15 protein-coding genes and 1 pseudogene are annotated in these 15,522 nt (G+C 39.6%); 6 read left to right on the forward strand and 10 right to left on the reverse strand.

From position 1 onward, the window contains the following. Positions 1 to 40: 40 nt before the first annotated feature. Complete coding sequence (locus B4F08_RS11985; RefSeq protein ID WP_086208278.1) at positions 41 to 1,381, reverse strand: deoxyguanosinetriphosphate triphosphohydrolase; 1,341 nt, start codon at positions 1,379 to 1,381, stop codon at positions 41 to 43. A gap of 436 nt (positions 1,382 to 1,817) precedes the next feature. Here B4F08_RS11985 and purL point away from each other — a divergent pair, with 436 nt between their 5' ends. Both purL and B4F08_RS11995 read left to right on the forward strand, forming a co-directional pair. After that, on the forward strand, positions 1,818 to 5,654 hold the full coding sequence (gene purL, locus B4F08_RS11990; RefSeq protein WP_291374470.1) for a phosphoribosylformylglycinamidine synthase: 3,837 nt from the start codon (positions 1,818 to 1,820) through the stop codon (positions 5,652 to 5,654). Between the two features lie 223 nt (positions 5,655 to 5,877). Continuing rightward, entirely contained in the window at positions 5,878 to 6,006 is a 129-nt protein-coding gene (locus B4F08_RS11995) for a KGW motif small protein (protein WP_291374471.1), read from the forward strand. Positions 6,007 to 6,686: 680 nt separating this feature from the next. On the opposite strand, the gene B4F08_RS12000 is transcribed toward B4F08_RS11995, so the two are convergent. Further along, positions 6,687 to 7,682, reverse strand: a complete 996-nt coding sequence (locus B4F08_RS12000) for a hypothetical protein (protein ID WP_291374472.1) — start codon at positions 7,680 to 7,682, stop codon at positions 6,687 to 6,689. A gap of 86 nt (positions 7,683 to 7,768) precedes the next feature. On the opposite strand from B4F08_RS12000, the gene B4F08_RS12005 reads away from it, so the two are divergent. After that, the gene (locus B4F08_RS12005) at positions 7,769 to 8,083 is read left to right on the forward strand and encodes an NGG1p interacting factor NIF3 (protein ID WP_291374473.1); all 315 of its coding nucleotides are present in this window, start codon (positions 7,769 to 7,771) and stop codon (positions 8,081 to 8,083) included. Between the two features lie 232 nt (positions 8,084 to 8,315). Here the strand turns inward: B4F08_RS12005 and B4F08_RS12010 are convergent, their stop codons facing one another. Both B4F08_RS12010 and B4F08_RS12015 read right to left on the reverse strand, forming a co-directional pair. Then, positions 8,316 to 9,071, reverse strand: a complete 756-nt coding sequence (locus B4F08_RS12010; RefSeq protein ID WP_086208274.1) for a nitroreductase family protein — start codon at positions 9,069 to 9,071, stop codon at positions 8,316 to 8,318. 104 nt (positions 9,072 to 9,175) lie between these two features. Further along, a complete protein-coding gene (locus B4F08_RS12015; protein WP_291374474.1) occupies positions 9,176 to 9,976 on the reverse strand; it encodes an enoyl-CoA hydratase-related protein in 801 nt (266 codons plus the stop codon). Between the two features lie 104 nt (positions 9,977 to 10,080). Between B4F08_RS12015 and B4F08_RS12020 the strand changes: the two genes are divergently transcribed. Both B4F08_RS12020 and B4F08_RS12025 read left to right on the forward strand, forming a co-directional pair. Continuing rightward, a complete protein-coding gene (locus tag B4F08_RS12020; protein ID WP_291374475.1) occupies positions 10,081 to 10,650 on the forward strand; it encodes a nicotinate-nicotinamide nucleotide adenylyltransferase in 570 nt (189 codons plus the stop codon). 43 nt (positions 10,651 to 10,693) lie between these two features. Continuing rightward, positions 10,694 to 11,281 (forward strand): YceI family protein, encoded by a 588-nt coding sequence (locus B4F08_RS12025; protein ID WP_291374476.1) that lies wholly within the window; start codon positions 10,694 to 10,696, stop codon positions 11,279 to 11,281. 10 nt (positions 11,282 to 11,291) lie between these two features. Here B4F08_RS12025 and B4F08_RS12030 read toward each other — a convergent pair whose 3' ends face one another. Continuing rightward, positions 11,292 to 12,206 carry a LysR family transcriptional regulator ArgP gene (locus B4F08_RS12030; RefSeq protein ID WP_291374477.1) on the reverse strand — a complete coding sequence of 305 codons (915 nt, stop codon included), beginning with the start codon at positions 12,204 to 12,206 and terminating at the stop codon, positions 11,292 to 11,294. 119 nt (positions 12,207 to 12,325) lie between these two features. Here B4F08_RS12030 and B4F08_RS12035 point away from each other — a divergent pair, with 119 nt between their 5' ends. Continuing rightward, a complete protein-coding gene (locus B4F08_RS12035; protein ID WP_086208269.1) occupies positions 12,326 to 12,925 on the forward strand; it encodes a LysE/ArgO family amino acid transporter in 600 nt (199 codons plus the stop codon). A 72-nt stretch (positions 12,926 to 12,997) separates the two neighbouring features. On the opposite strand, the gene B4F08_RS12040 is transcribed toward B4F08_RS12035, so the two are convergent. The 5 genes and pseudogenes from B4F08_RS12040 to B4F08_RS12060 form a co-directional block, all read right to left on the reverse strand. Further along, on the reverse strand, positions 12,998 to 13,456 hold the full coding sequence (locus B4F08_RS12040; protein WP_086208268.1) for a peroxiredoxin: 459 nt from the start codon (positions 13,454 to 13,456) through the stop codon (positions 12,998 to 13,000). A 9-nt stretch (positions 13,457 to 13,465) separates the two neighbouring features. Further along, positions 13,466 to 14,158: a diphthine--ammonia ligase gene (locus tag B4F08_RS12045; protein ID WP_291374501.1), complete on the reverse strand. Its 693-nt coding sequence runs from the start codon at positions 14,156 to 14,158 to the stop codon at positions 13,466 to 13,468. A 71-nt stretch (positions 14,159 to 14,229) separates the two neighbouring features. After that, positions 14,230 to 14,637 carry a hypothetical protein gene (locus B4F08_RS12050; protein ID WP_086208267.1) on the reverse strand — a complete coding sequence of 136 codons (408 nt, stop codon included), beginning with the start codon at positions 14,635 to 14,637 and terminating at the stop codon, positions 14,230 to 14,232. Positions 14,638 to 14,653: 16 nt separating this feature from the next. Further along, complete coding sequence (queC, locus tag B4F08_RS12055) at positions 14,654 to 15,322, reverse strand: 7-cyano-7-deazaguanine synthase QueC (protein WP_291374478.1); 669 nt, start codon at positions 15,320 to 15,322, stop codon at positions 14,654 to 14,656. A gap of 43 nt (positions 15,323 to 15,365) precedes the next feature. Beyond that, a pseudogene (locus B4F08_RS12060) lies at positions 15,366 to 15,522 on the reverse strand (7-carboxy-7-deazaguanine synthase QueE); the annotation flags it as partial.

A 15,522-nucleotide genomic window follows, 5' to 3' on the forward strand; every position in this document is an offset into this window, starting at 1 on the left:
ATTGATGGCTTTATCATCAAATTGGATGCTGATGACAGGTTTAAATCAATCCTGCTTTATTACCTTGTAATTCCTGAGACAAGTTATAGGCTTGGTGATCTGAAAACTTAGAAATAATATCTAAGACCTGCATGATATTCTCATAATGGTTACTGCCAAAGTGTGCACCAGAACGACATAAAATAGCCATTAAGCGCTGCTCTTTAAAACTTAAGGTTTTATGCGGTGTAGTGAGCGGAATAAAGGCATCTAAAATATTTTGCAAACTTTGATGAGCAATAATTTCCAAACCAGCTTTTTGCGGGTGTTCAAATATTTTATCGCGGGCTAAATCCTTAGCACGGTTAATGCCTAACTCAATATCAGCAGCACAGTATTGCAATAAACTGCCAGCCAGTTGTCCACTTAAAATTTCAAAATGATGCTTGGCAAAAGCGGATGTGACTTCTTCAACCAGACGTTTCATCACCCGTCCGCGTAAGGCTGCAATTTTTTGCTGCCACGTGGTATCTGGCATAGAGAGTTCTACTGGCGCACTATATTCACCAAGCAAGCTTAAAAAAATCGGTTCAACTTCTTCATAAGACAACATGTTTAAAATGATGCCATCTTCAAGGTCAATCAGGGCGTAGCAAATATCATCTGCTGCTTCAAGTAAATAAGTCAGTGGATGGCGACAATAATGATATTCACCTAGTTGAATCAGTCCGAGTTGCTCTGCGATTTGTTGCAGGATTTCTTTTTCTGCTTGATAGCAGCCAAATTTGGCACGTTTACTGGCTGGGGTATCGCCTTGTGATTCGATGGTTTTCGATAGCCACGGATATTTTAAGTAAGCTCCCAATGTTGCATAGGTTAGACGCATGCCACCATCATTAGGATGATAGTCAATTTTAGTCAGTAGACGCAGACCTTGGGCATTGCCTTCAAACTGACGCACATCAGCTTGTTCCTCTGCGGAAAGTTTCTCCAAAAAGTTGCCGTGTGATGCATCATCAAACCATTCACGAATGGCATATTCACCTGCATGACCAAACGGTGGGTTCCCAATATCATGTGCTAAACAAGCCGCTTGAATAATGGCTCCAACATCGGCAGGGGAAATCCACATTGGTAGTTCGTCTTTGATTTTTTCCGCTGCGAGCATACCGAGCGAGCGCCCAATGCAGGAGACTTCGAGTGAATGCGTTAAACGAGTATGAATGCCATCGTGTTGAGTTAGTGGATGGACTTGGGTTTTTCGGTTCAGTTGGCGAAAGCTTTGAGAAAAAATAATTCGGTCATAATCTTTGTGAAATGGGCTGCGTGCCAATTCTGTGTTTTGTTTTTTACTTCCAATACGAACTGTTGAGAGCAGTTCTAACCAACGCATTTGCATCATTTATCGTTATTCAGTGAGTTATTGGCTTCATCATGCCAAAAAAGTGTGACGAGCTCTAGAGGGCTGCGACATAAGTTGTCTTTTAATTTATGCGGTATTAAATTTTCTTCAATAGAGCATCTTAAAGCAGTCTTGTTTGTTCTCAAGGAGGCTATCAACTTCTTTATTTGTAGCCTGAGTATCAATTGAAAATGGTTTTTAGAACCCAACAAAAGCCCAAAAGTCGGGCATCTTTGAAATTTATCCCTTAAAACATTTGTTACTAATCATGTTTGATTTTTAAAGTCAAAGTAAATTGATCTTTTAAAACAAAGAAATCTCACTTTTTTAAGTCGTAGACGACTAGCTGATTTTGGCAATACACAGTAGAATATGCGCTCTCTTCAAGTCACATTGAGGTAGGTTGTCTAGACCTGCCCGTGGAGCCAAAAACAGCATGTTTATCGTTGCCGGTGCACCTGCACACTCTTCTTTTAAGCAAACACAACTTTTAACACGTCTATCGTCTATTAGTTCTGTTCAATCAATAGAAAGCCAATGGGTTTACCTTTTCGACCAAGCGCTCGACGAGCAACAACAGCAATCTGCTTTGCAGTTATTAAATGATGGCGCAACCTTCCAAGTTCGCCAAGCGACAAGTGATGAAGTTCAAGTCCTTGTGACGCCACGTGTAGGCACAATCTCGCCGTGGTCATCAAAGGCAACGGATATTTTTGCCAACTGTAATACCCCGATACACCGCTTAGAACGCGGTGTTTTGTTTACTTTAAAAGGTATTTCTGAAGTATCGGATGCAGTGAAACAAGTTTTACATGACCGCATGACTGAAAGTGTGTTCAATCAAATTGAAGACGCTGCTGCATTGTTCTCTGAAACTGCACCAAAGCCTTTAAATGCAATTGACATATTAGGTCAGGGTAAAGACGCTTTAGTGAAAGCAAACTCTGAGTTTGGTTTTGCGCTATCTGATGAAGAAATTGATTATTTGGTTGCTGCTTTTAACAAGCTCGGCCGTAATCCACACGATATTGAACTAATGATGTTTGCTCAGGCAAACTCAGAGCACTGTCGTCATAAAATCTTTGGTTCTGAATGGACAATTGATGGTGAAAAACAGCCATTGTCATTGTTCCAAATGATTAAAAACACCTATAAAGAATCACCAACAGATGTATTGTCAGCATATAAAGACAATGCTTCGGTGATTGTTGGCTTTGATACTCAGCGTTTCTATCCGAAGAAAGATGAAGCGACTGGTCACCACGTTTATAAGTATAAGAGCCAAGCCGCTCACATCCTCATGAAAGTGGAAACGCATAACCACCCAACAGCGATTGCGCCATTTGCGGGCGCTGCGACCGGTTCAGGCGGTGAAATCCGTGATGAAGGCGCAACAGGTCGTGGTGGTAAACCAAAAGCAGGTTTAACAGGCTTTACGGTTTCAAACTTAAATATTCCGGGCTTTGAACAGCCTTGGGAAGAAAACTACGGTAAACCATCTCGTATGGCATCGCCACTTCAAATCATGATTGAGGGGCCTTTGGGTGGTGCTGCATTCAACAACGAGTTTGGTCGTCCTGCGTTAAACGGTTACTTCCGTACTTTTGAACAAAACGTGAATGGCGATGTGAAAGGCTTCCATAAGCCAATCATGATTGCGGGTGGTTACGGTAACATCCGTCCAGACCACGTGGAAAAAGATGCGATTCAACCAGGTGATTTACTGATCGTTCTCGGCGGCCCTGCAATGCTGATCGGTTTAGGCGGCGGTGCGGCATCTTCTGTAGACAGCGGTAAACTCGGTGAAAACCTAGACTTCGCTTCCGTACAGCGTGAAAACCCTGAAATGGAACGTCGTTGCCAAGAAGTGATTGATGCATGCTGGCGTATGGAAGACTTCAACCCAATCGTGTCTGTGCATGACGTGGGTGCAGGTGGTGTTTCAAATGCAATGCCTGAACTGGTGAATGACCACGAACTGGGTGCGATTCTTGATTTGCGTAAGATTCCATCGCTTGAACCGGGCATGTCTCCAATGGAGATCTGGTCAAACGAAGCGCAAGAACGTTATGTGTTGGCGATTCGTCCAAGTTCTTTAGAACTATTTGAATCATTATGTGCGCGTGAACGTTGTCCGTTTGCTGTTTTAGGTGAAGCAACTGAAGCGCGTCAATTGACAGTGAACGATCCATTGTTTGATAACAAAGCCGTGGATATGCCAATGCAAGTCATGCTGGGTGGCACACCTCGCATGAGCCGTTCGTATGAAACGATTGAACGTCAAGGCGACGACTTTGACGCATCTAAAGTCACAGATTTAAAAGATGCGATTTACCGTGTACTTAAAAATCCAACGGTTGCATCGAAATCATTCCTGATCACCATTGGCGACCGTTCAATTACAGGTATGGTTGCACGTGATCAGTTTGTGGGTCGTTGGCAGGTTCCTGTTGCAGATGCAGCAGTGACGACAACAAGCTTACAAGGTTACACAGGTGAAGCAATGGCGATGGGCGAACGTCCGCCAGTTGCCTTGTTAAATCCTGCGGCATCTGCACGTTTATCGGTTGCAGAGTCGATCTCGAATATTATGTCTGCAAAAATCGACCAGATCAGTGACATTAAATTGTCTGCAAACTGGATGGCGGCGGCAGGGCAAAAAGGTGAAGACCAAGCTTTATTCGAAGGTGTAAAAGCCATCGGTATGGAAATGTGTCCTGCACTCGGTATTGCAATTCCAGTGGGTAAAGACTCATTGTCAATGCGCACTACTTGGAATGATGAAGGCGAAGACAAGTCAGTGACTTCACCGATGTCAGGGGTAATCACAGCCTTTGCACCTGTAACTGATGTACGTAAAACCTTGACGCCTGAATTGAAAGACGAAGAATCAGTACTGGTTCGTATTGATCTTTCTAAAGGTCAGTTCCGTCTAGGTGGTTCGATCCTTGCTCAGGTTTATAAAGCGATTGGTTCAGTGACACCTGATGTGGATAGTTTTGACGACTTCAAAGCTTTCTTTGCATTGGTTCAAGATTGGAACAACCGGGGCTTAATTAAGGCGTACCACGACATCGGTGATGGTGGTTTGCTTGCAACTGTTGCGGAAATGATGTTTGCAGCACGTCTCGGTGTGGCTTTAGAAGATCAATCAACTGAAAGTCTATTTGCAGAAGAAATTGGTGCAGTGCTTCAAATCAGCGCATCTGATTGGGCAACACTTGCAGACGAAGTTTCGGCATCTACATTACGTGATGCAATTGCGGTGATTGGTAAGGTAAACAATACTGATCAGTTGACTGTAAATGGATTAGTGCTTGAACGTGCAGACTTGCAAGTGGCGTGGACTGAAGTGTCACATCAGATTCAACGTCTACGTGATAACGTGGAAACAGCGGATCAAGAATTTGCATTGATCACGGACAAATCACATGCTGGTATTATTGCAAAACCTACATTTGATTTGAATGAGCCAATTGAAGCACCGTATATCAACGAACGTCGTCCAAACATGGTGATCTTACGTGAACAAGGCGTAAATGGTCATGTTGAAATGGCTGCGGCATTCGACAAAGTTGGTTTTAACACTGTAGATGTGCACATGAGCGACTTGCTTGCAGGTCGTATCAGCCTAGATGACTTTGAAGGTCTTGTGGCATGTGGTGGTTTCTCTTACGGTGATGTCATGGGTGCGGGTGGTGGCTGGGCGAAATCAGTTTTGTTCAACCCAAAACTTCGTGACCAATTTGAAAAATTCTTCAACCGTGATGAAACGTTCTCTCTTGGTATTTGTAACGGCTGTCAAATGTTGTCGCAATTGGCTCCACTGATTCCGGGTGCTGAAGCTTGGCCGCGTTTCCATCGCAACACTTCTGAGATGTTTGAAGCACGTGCAGTTAACGTTCGTGTTGAAAAATCGAACTCTGTATTGTTAGAAGGTATGGAAGATTCAATCCTGCCGATCGCAGTTGCACATGGTGAAGGTCGTGTGGTGACAAGCGCGGATAACTTGGCTGCATTAAATACAGGTCATCAAGTGATCTTGCGTTATGTTGATAGTCAAGGGAATCCAACTCAACACTATCCAATGAACCCGAATGGTTCGCCAGAAGCGATTTCAGGTGTTACATCGAAAGATGGTCGTGCAACAATTATGATGCCGCACCCTGAACGTAACTTCCGTGCTGTACAGCATTCTTGGAAGCCTGAAGAGTGGACTGAAGACGGTGCATGGTTACGTATGTTCCGCAATGCACGTAAGTTCATTGGTTAATCTGAAGTCAGTGTTTTAAAAGCCACCTTCGGGTGGCTTTTTTATTGAATCGTCTTTTTTGTTTTTTAATTTTTTATTTCTCCCGCTGATGTTGGTTTAGATTTTGCTTTTATATTTGTGTGAAAGTGATATTGTGTAATAAATGCACAATTATCATGCAAAATAGAAGAAAGATGGATTACTAAACAATTTCAGTATCAACACTCATGTATGAGGTGATGACATGATTAAAACAGTTACATACGAAGCAGTCGATAAGTCTGCATTGCGTAAAAAAGGATGGAAGTTGTTTGCTGTGATTTTGAGCTTGCAATTGATCTTTTTGATTTTGGGTTATGCGTCGCAGATGTGATTTTAATAATTAAAAAATCGCCATGTGAACTGACTGAACTGACCCCATAAAGTTGGACAGTTTTTCAGGCGGTTTATTTATTAATTTCGTTTAAGCAAATTGAAGTCATGACGGAGTGATAAATATTAAATGTAAATGATGCTAATTGAAGCAAAAGAAATGAAATGCCTATAAATAGTATATTGAATACTAAGTAATTGATTAGATGATAGAAACAATTAATATTCTCAATTTTGTTTGTAATAAGTGGTTCTAATATCTTAGATTTTGAAAAAAATATAATAAAAGTTAAAAACATTGTATATAGTAAATAATAGAAAAATACTCGCATAAATAACAGGTGTGAGTACTTTAATTGTGAAAAACCAAAAGGTTTCGTATTGGAGTTATATATTTCAATAGAAAGAGTATGATTCATTACAGAACAAAAAATTGCATATCCAGCTATAAGAAATCCAAGAACTGTAAGAATTACACTTATAAGGCTGGCAGAAATGGTAGGGATCATCTCTGCTAGTTCACTGCTATTAATACCTAAGCTTAAAGAAAATGAAAGAATACTAAATATTGTTAGCAAAAAGATGTTTGTATTGGAAAATGGAATTTTTCTTGAAGTCAGGTATACATCAAATAAATTTTTTTCATCTAATAGCTCGTTACACATTTCTACATTTTTATTTTCAGTCATTTTTCTGTGTGCTCTTTCGTTGTTCTAGAGTTTTAAGTTGCTCTATAACCGCAGGCTTAGTTGGAGGAACAATAATCTCCTTTTGCGAAGTGAGTTTAAGAAATGAACCATATAATTTTTTTCCAGTAGAAAGTATATTATCTAAGCTGATGTCTTTAATTGTCTTTATAACTTTGAATTTATCATTATTGCCTTTTATTAAATCTCCATTAGCATTGACCCCTTCAATTTGAATACCTTGGTTACCTTGTTCTGTAGCTTCGCTGAGTTGATCTAATGTTTCATCAAAATTTAAACCATTCTTTTTATTACTAAACATAAGGGTCGTATTGCTACTTTGAATAGCATCTGATTTCAATTGTGCTCTTTTAATTAAATCATTTTTAAATTGAAGTTCATCATTTCTTTTCTTAAGAGTAATTTTTATGCTTTGAATTTTTTTATATTGTGTCAAAAAATCTTCTAAGCTTTCTTTTGTGTTTAATGGAGTGATATGGATATCAGGTAATCCATATTTTACTATAAAATCTTTTCGTGAGTCCTGAAGTAGAGATTCAATATGAATTCTAGTTTGTCGTCTAAAAAATGTTTGACATGTTTCTTTAAACATTTCTAATGTTGGAGCATGAGGGGTTTCTTTTAAATATATCAAACGATGGTTATTTAAAATAAGTACAAATAACGCAGATGGTGAAGTTTGGATGGAATCTTTCTGAGAAATTAGTTCTTTAGTTTCATAATCATAGATCTGAGTACTTGTTAATTTAGTATCTCGAATAAATCTTCCGATTACTGCAAATGTCTTTTCAGATTGATTTGGTAATTCTACTATTTGAGTTGATTGAAAGAAAAAATTCCCTCGTTTTACTTTCCACGTATCTTCTATTGTAAATGCTGGAATAACAACTTCATGAAGCATATCCATTAAATTATATGAATTAAATTTGCAAACAAAATTAGCTAGTTCATAAGTATAGGTGGTAGTCATAAATCTATGTTGTCTATATTTTATACTAATATAGCATGCGTGATATTAAATACAAGTAACTGATTTTAATTAAAAAGGTATTATTAATGCTCAAACTCATCTACTATGTACTTGAATCTCACCTTGAATCTACCAAACTTGCGATTTTTGAAGCAGGGGCAGGTGGTATAGGGAACTATGAACACTGTGCTTGGCAGGTCTTGGGTATAGGCCAGTTTAAACCTGTAAAAGGCGCAAATCCGTTTATAGGTCAGTTGGATGCTTTGGAGAAAATTCCAGAGTGGCGGGTGGAAACCATTGTTCCAGAGGAAAAGGCTTCTGCTGTGGCAAAGGCTTTAAAATTAAGTCATCCCTATGAAGAACCCGCTTTTGAGTTTATTCAGATGGTCGATGTACTTTAATGATGAACCTAAAAATATATTTGATACACGTTAACGGCATTCGCAACTGTTTGAGGCAGGACTTAATTTATCAGATAAAGTTTCTGCGACTAAATTGATAAACGACGGAATAGAACGAGTTTTGCGAATGACAATGGTTTTGTCTACTTTTCCCGAAAGAAAAGTAGGTCGAACCGAAGGTTAATCCTGAAATTAAAACTTTAATGAAAAGATTCCATTGAGAAAACTAATATTAAACCTTCTGAATAAATAACTCACGATCAAAACGATACTGCGGGAAAAACACCCCATCGGTCGCACGCTCACCTGCACCAATCACCATCACAGGATATTGCTGCTCGTTTAGATTCAAAATTTTGCGAACCAAAGGCTCATCAAAACCTTCCATCATACAACTATCAAAACCATAGGCACGTAAAGCTAGGACAAGGTTTTCACAAGCCAAAGCTGTGGTTTTACTTGCCCAAAGTTTTGTATCTGCTTGGTTAAATGTGGTTACGGGTAGTTGTTTGTCTAAGCTACGTGCGATTTTGAAAGCAACTTTCTTAAAGTTACCTAACGCATTTAAGTAACCTGTTTTATAGTTATAAGGAATAAACTTGTAATATTTGAGTACACTTGCAGGGGCTTCAGGGAAAGGGAACTCTGTAATGTTACGTTTTGCCATTTCATCATTACGGTCAGTACGTGCGACACACACGATCAGTTCTGACGCTGTTTTTGCTGCAAGCTGATTTAGGCAAGCTTTAACCAATAGTTTCTTTTTCGTTGGATTTTGAACCACATAAAAAGTCCAAGGCTGTAAGTTGGATGAATTTGGTGCAAGTAGTGCCAAATCTAAACAGTCATCAAGCACTTCGGCTGGAATGGTCTTATCCGTAAATTTACGAACAGAACGGCGACTTTGAATGACTTTTTTAAAATTCTCAACATCAATGTCTTGTGGCGCGGGCTCAAAATAGCGTTTTTTTTCTGTAGTGTTCGACATAAGAAGTATTTCCAGATTGGGTTTTAAAATATGTTGGGACTAAAAGTAAAAAAACCACTGCGTTTTAATAAACGTAGTGGTTTTTTCAGTCAAGTTATAAAGCCTTAATTGAACTGGGAAAAATCAGGTTTACGTTTTTGCATAAATGCTGCTACAGCTTCCATCATTTCAGGCGAACCAACGCGATCCATGAAAATCTCAGCTTCATGATCAATCCAAGCCACAATTTCATTCACATTATGTTTCATCAGGCCTTTAGACTTAACCAAGGATGCTAAAGGTAAAGTAGACAATTGTGCTGCTTTTTTAGCTGCTACTGCATATACATCATCTTCAATACTGTTCACAATATTTGCAGCAACTGCAGTTGCACTGTCAAATTTCTGAGCGGTCAGCAGTAATTCCGCAGCTTTGTGGTAACCCGCTTGTTCAACCAACAATTTGCTTGAAGCTCCTTCTGGAGATAAGCCAAGGCTGACAAATGGAATTTGGAATAGGGTAGTGTTGTCGCTATACACCAAGTCACAATGTAATAAGATCGTTACCCCAATACCAATCGCCACGCCACGTACAGCAGCAATCAATGGTTTAGAAAACTTCGCTGCAGATTTGAGTAAAATAAATGGAGGGCCTTCAGATGCTGGTGCTTGACCTTTTTGCGCCGCAGATTTCATAAAGTCTTGCATGTCGTTGCCTGCGGTAAAGTCTGCATCTTCACCACGTAGAATCACGGTACGAACGCTATTGTCCTGATCTGCTTCATCTAAAGCTTTTGCAATCCACAAATAAAGTTCGCTATACAATGCATTTTTTGCTTCAGGACGATTAATGGCTAATGTCAGTACACCATTATCTAATTTTGCATTCAAATGTTGATGAGGTTGTTGAATACAGCTCAGTGTCATCGTACTATCCTTGCTTGAAAGTCTGATTTAATTTTATGGGTTCATTATGTCGCATAATTTTATGATCGACATAACTGACCAGTTCATAAAAAAGTAAAAGATTTATGCCATACACATTTGATTATCTCGTATTCATTGGTCGTTTCCAGCCATTTCACTTGGCACATATGCAAACCATCAAGATTGCTTTGGAGCAAAGTGAAAATGTCATTTTGGCTTTAGGTTCTGCACAAAATGAACGAAATACGAAAAATCCATTTTTAGCATCTGAACGTGAAGAAATGATTTTATCTAACTTTTCAGAAGCGCATCAAAAACGGATTCACTTTGTACATGTAATTGACGTTTATAATGATGTTAAATGGGTGCAACTGGTAAAAAAATTAGTGAATCATGTAGTCACACCTGATGCTAAAGTTGGACTCATTGGCCATTTTAAAGACGATTCATCATATTATTTACAGCTTTTTCCAGAGTGGGAAATGGTAGAGCTCGATAGCCTGCAAGATGCGATGTCTGCTACACCTGTTCGTGAAGCTTACTATCGTGGGGAAATTTTAGAACAAGCGTTTCCTTTAGGGACGAGTGATTTTTTACATAAATTCCAACAAAGTGAAATTTATAAACAGTTGCAACACAAATTTTTAACTCAGGACACATCCAATTTAGACTAAGGTTCTCAGTCGAATAAAAATATTTCGACGAGGACCAACTGCAATGGATAGAAAACAACAGACGATATCTAATACTGTCATTAAAAATACCTTGATGATTGCAGGTGTTATATTTGCCTGTAGTACACACGCGCAAGCTGAAGCTTGGACGTTGACACCACAAAGCAATGTAGGCTTTGAAATTAAATCCTTAGGTGTGACTGTAGTAAAAGCCAAGTTCAATCGTGTGCAATCCAGCATGCAGTTTGATGCCAAAGCACCACAGCATGCTTCGACAAATTTTGTTATGGATGTAAATAGCCTAAGCTTGAGCAAGCCTTCATTGAAAAATATGATTTTGGGTGAAGATTTGTTTTATGCATCCAAATACAAAACAGCCACGTTCAAAAGCACCAGTTTTAAAGATTTGGGTGGGGGAAAATATAATATTGCTGGGAATTTAACACTTCGCGGCATCACCAAACCTGTCACATTTAGTACCACACTAAAACCGAGTGCAAATACTGCTAATTTGTTGGACGTTCAATCATCAGCCATGATTAACCGCAGTGATTTCGGTATGAAAAAAGCGATTGGTGGTGTAGGTGAAAAAGTGAATATTCAACTGTCAGGCCAGTGGAAAGTGCAATAGCTTGCGTGGCTTAGAATTCTGAGTTAACTTTTTGCTCATTCATCTCTGCGTGTGCTTTTTTCACCAAGATATCTGTCAGCACATTTAATTGCACCGACTGCTGTTTCCAATGGTGCCAATACAAAGGTTGATCAATATTGAGCTGAGGATCCACTTCAACCAATGAGCCTTCTTCCAAACAAGACTTGGCTTGATAGTAAGGTAACCAGCCATAGCCGAGTCCTAAGGTAATCGCATCGAAAAATGCGCTGGAAGACGGAATAAAGTGATGCGGATATTGAGTTGGATTAAGTCCGAATTTTTGTTGGATATAGGCCGTATGGAGCACATCTTTTGCATTAAAGATTAGGGCAGGAGCAGCACGTAATGATTCTCGGTTGACACCTTGGTCAAACCATTGCTGTGTAAAAGTAGGTGTTGCAACAAAACGGTAGTTCATATCCCCAAGATATTCGGCTACGCAGCCTTTCATGGCTTGAGATTCATCCGTCACGCAGGCATTCACTAAACCAGCTTCAAGTAAATGGTGAGTTTGTGATTGGTCATCGACCTGAAAATGTACCACAATCTTTTCATTAATCAATGTTGACTGTAACACGGGTAAAAGCCATGTGGCTAAAGAGTCGGCATTGGTTGCAATGTTGATCTGATAAAAAGCAGAGGTGTTTATATGACCAGTAAGGTTCTGAATGAAGCTTTGTTCTAGCAGACGACTATGCTGCAAGTAATGTAACAGCGATTGTCCAGCTTGGGTGGGACGGCAGGGTCTTTCTCGTACAATCAATAAATGTCCCAAACTTTTTTCTAGGCTTTGTACACGTAAAGTGACGGCAGAAGCGGTAATGCATAAGTGTTCGGCAGCAAGGTCAAAACTTCCTGTTTCTGCTACTGCTAAAAATGCATCACACTGTTTATGGTTGAGCATAATCGAGACTCACTTAAAACTAAAAATATTTTAGTTATATTGATATTTTCTAAATAATACTTAATTTAATGAAAAATGAAAGATAATCCTGACATTATCAATTAAGTTGAAAAGTCAAAATGTTAAGTACATATATGCAAGGGCTTGCAGTCGGGATGAGTCTTATTATTGCTATTGGTGCGCAAAATGCATTTGTGCTGAAACAAGGCCTCAAAAAGCAGTTTGTTTTTTGGGTGTGTTTTGTCTGTGCATTATCAGATTCGATTTTAATTGTATTGGGTGTATCTGGCTTTTCAAAAGTGCTTCAGCACTATCCTGAAATTATTCAGTTTGCCAAATGGGCAGGGGCGCTTTTTTTATTTTGTTATGGATTTCAACATTTACTACGGGCCTTCAAATCACAGCAGGGCTTGGAAGCAAGTGCCATTGAAAAGCATCAGCTGTTAAATATTATTTTGCTGTGTTTAGCGCTGACTTGGCTTAATCCGCATGTGTACTTAGATACAGTTATTTTACTGGGTTCAATTTCAACACAGTTTGAGCAACCTGCGTACTTTGCCCTAGGGGCAGTGTGTGCGTCTTGGTTATTCTTTTTTGCTTTGGGCTATGGTGCTCGTATGCTTACTCCCATTTTTTCAAATCCGAAAGCGTGGAATGTCCTCGATGCGATCATTGCACTGGTGATGTGGGGGATCGCTATTTCGCTGCTTGTGAAATAAAAAGCGTGTACAATAAAATCTATCAGTAAAAAATCACACAAAACAAAGCCCGCATCTGCGGGCTGATGTGGATTAAGCTTGTAATGCTTTTAAGTCTTCTAAAACTTGTTCCGCATGCCCCGCGGCTTTCACCTTACGATATTCTTTCACCAGTTTGCCGTTATGAAAAATAAACGTTGAGCGCTCAATGCCCATCACTTTTTTACCATACATATTTTTTTCTTTAATCACATCAAAGTGTTTACACAGCACTTCTTCTTTGTCGCTAATTAAATTAATGGTTAAAGCCTGCTTTTCTGTAAAATTCTGATGCGCTTTAACCGAGTCACGTGAAATACCAATAATTGTGGTTTGCAGGGCATCAAACTGATCTTTTAAACATGAAAAACCAACGGCTTGAGTTGTGCAACCAGGCGTTGAATCTTTTGGGTAAAAATACACAATCAGCCATTCAGTCGGTACTTCAGTTAAGTTCACGTTGCCTGTTGTCGCTGGAAAGTTCTGATTTGGAAGTTGGATCGTATCAGTCATGTTCTATCCTTAAATGTCGCGCTGTTCTAATTCAAGTGGTAAAAAGGCATAATTTTCGTGATACAGAATATCACCTTTAACGACTGAAAGTGGATGTTTGAAAATTGGGCCATCAATCACCGTGGTGTGGAATTCACCCGCTTCGCCGCATGGATCAATGCCTCTTGCAACCAATGCATCAATATATTCAAGGCTAAGCGCTTGACCTAAGTCCTCAATTTTCATCCCTAAATTTAAGTTGACTGTAACGATGATACTTTGAAAACCGAGTCGAATAAACTCATACACAATGTCTAAACGTGGGCGTTGCCACAGCGGCATACATAAACTGAGCTCAGTTTTATCGCAAACGGATTGATTCCATTCGGCATGTGCCATTAAATCAATATCACCTGTGACTAATGTTTCTGCACCTAAACTTTGAGCTTTTTGTAGCAGTTGAATGAACTGGTTCTCATAGTCTTGCCACGTTGCAGAGGCACTGTAGATGGGAAGCCCAATTGCTTTTGCCTGCGCATGAATAATATCGAGTGACATCCCGTGTGAGCGTGACTTTTGGCCTTGCTCTTCTAACATGACAATCAATGCAATGGCTTCACCCATTTGTATGGCTTTGTATAAAGCCAGACTACTGTCTTTACCACCACTGTAAGAAGCAACAAATTTGCGGTCTTGTACGTTTGTATTCCATTCAACAAGCATATTTAAATATTCTATCTTTTGGAGCATATAAAAAAGCCTGCATAGAGCAGGCTTCATTCACATATTGTGAATTATTTTTTCGGAGCAGCTTTCATTGCTTCTTCAGTTAAAGACTTTAATTTGCCTGTTAACTGTGGACCGAAACATGTTTGAAGGTCTTTATTTTGTTTTTGTACAAAAGCTAAAGTAGATGGGCTTTTCTTTTGATTAATTGCACTTTGGATTTCCCATTTTTGTGCATTGGTCAATTTACCATCTGCTTCAACTGCACAAGTACAGTATTTGCTTACTTCCGCTGCGCTAAGCTTTTTGCTTTTCCCAGTTTCTTCTTTACAAACATTGATCAATGCAGATTTTACATTGGTGCTTTTATACGCTTCTTGTAGTTTGTTCGATTCAGCAGCATGTGAAGCTGTTGCGAACAATGCAGCTGCAGACACCAATGTAGAAAGCAAAATGTTTGATTTTAAATTTTTCATAAACTGTACCTTGTTATTACGGTATATAACGTGTCGGATCTTCTACGCTAGCATCTGCAAAACCTTCTTTACGAAGACGGCAACTGTCGCATTTCCCACATGCACGTCCTTGGTCATCTGCTTGGTAGCAAGACACCGTTTGACTATAGTCTACGCCATGTTCTATACCTAAGCGAATGATATTTGCTTTGGATAAATGTAACAGAGGTGTTTCAAATTTAAGAGGTTTTCCTTCAACGCCAACCTTGGTTGCAAGGCGAGCCATATTGGCAAATGCCTCAATAAATTCAGGGCGACAGTCTGGATACCCTGAATAATCAACAGCATTAATACCAATCACAATGGCTTCAGCATCTAAAACTTCTGCTGCTGCTAATGCATAAGACAAGAAAATTGTGTTACGTGCTGGAACATAAGTTACAGGAATACCGACTTGTTCATGATCTGGAACATCAATGCTATGGTCTGTTAACGCAGAACCGCCTAAATTACCTAAGTCGATATTAATAACACGATGTTCTACACCTGCTTTTTTCGTCAGTTCACGTGCAGCGTCCAGCTCGGTAGTTGAGCGTTGACCATACATAAAGCTGAGCGCTGTACAGTCATACTGTGCTTGCGCCCATGCTAAACAAGTTGTTGAGTCTAAACCGCCAGATAACAAAACTATGGCACGAGGGCGCATACAAATTTCTCCAAATATAAATTAAAGATGAATAGGCAATGCATTAACGACCAGTTTCGTCATTCCAAAGCAACTTGTGGAGTTGGAGTTGGAAGCAAACAGGGAGATGGTCTTCTAATATCCATTGCGCTAAGTCACGCGCAAGTTGAGGTAAACGAGCAGCACCTTTCTCAACTGCAAAAGCAGGAGAGAACCATACT

The organism is Acinetobacter sp. UBA6720, from assembly GCF_002454215.1.
In the GTDB taxonomy this organism is placed as follows: Bacteria; Pseudomonadota; Gammaproteobacteria; order Pseudomonadales; family Moraxellaceae; genus Acinetobacter.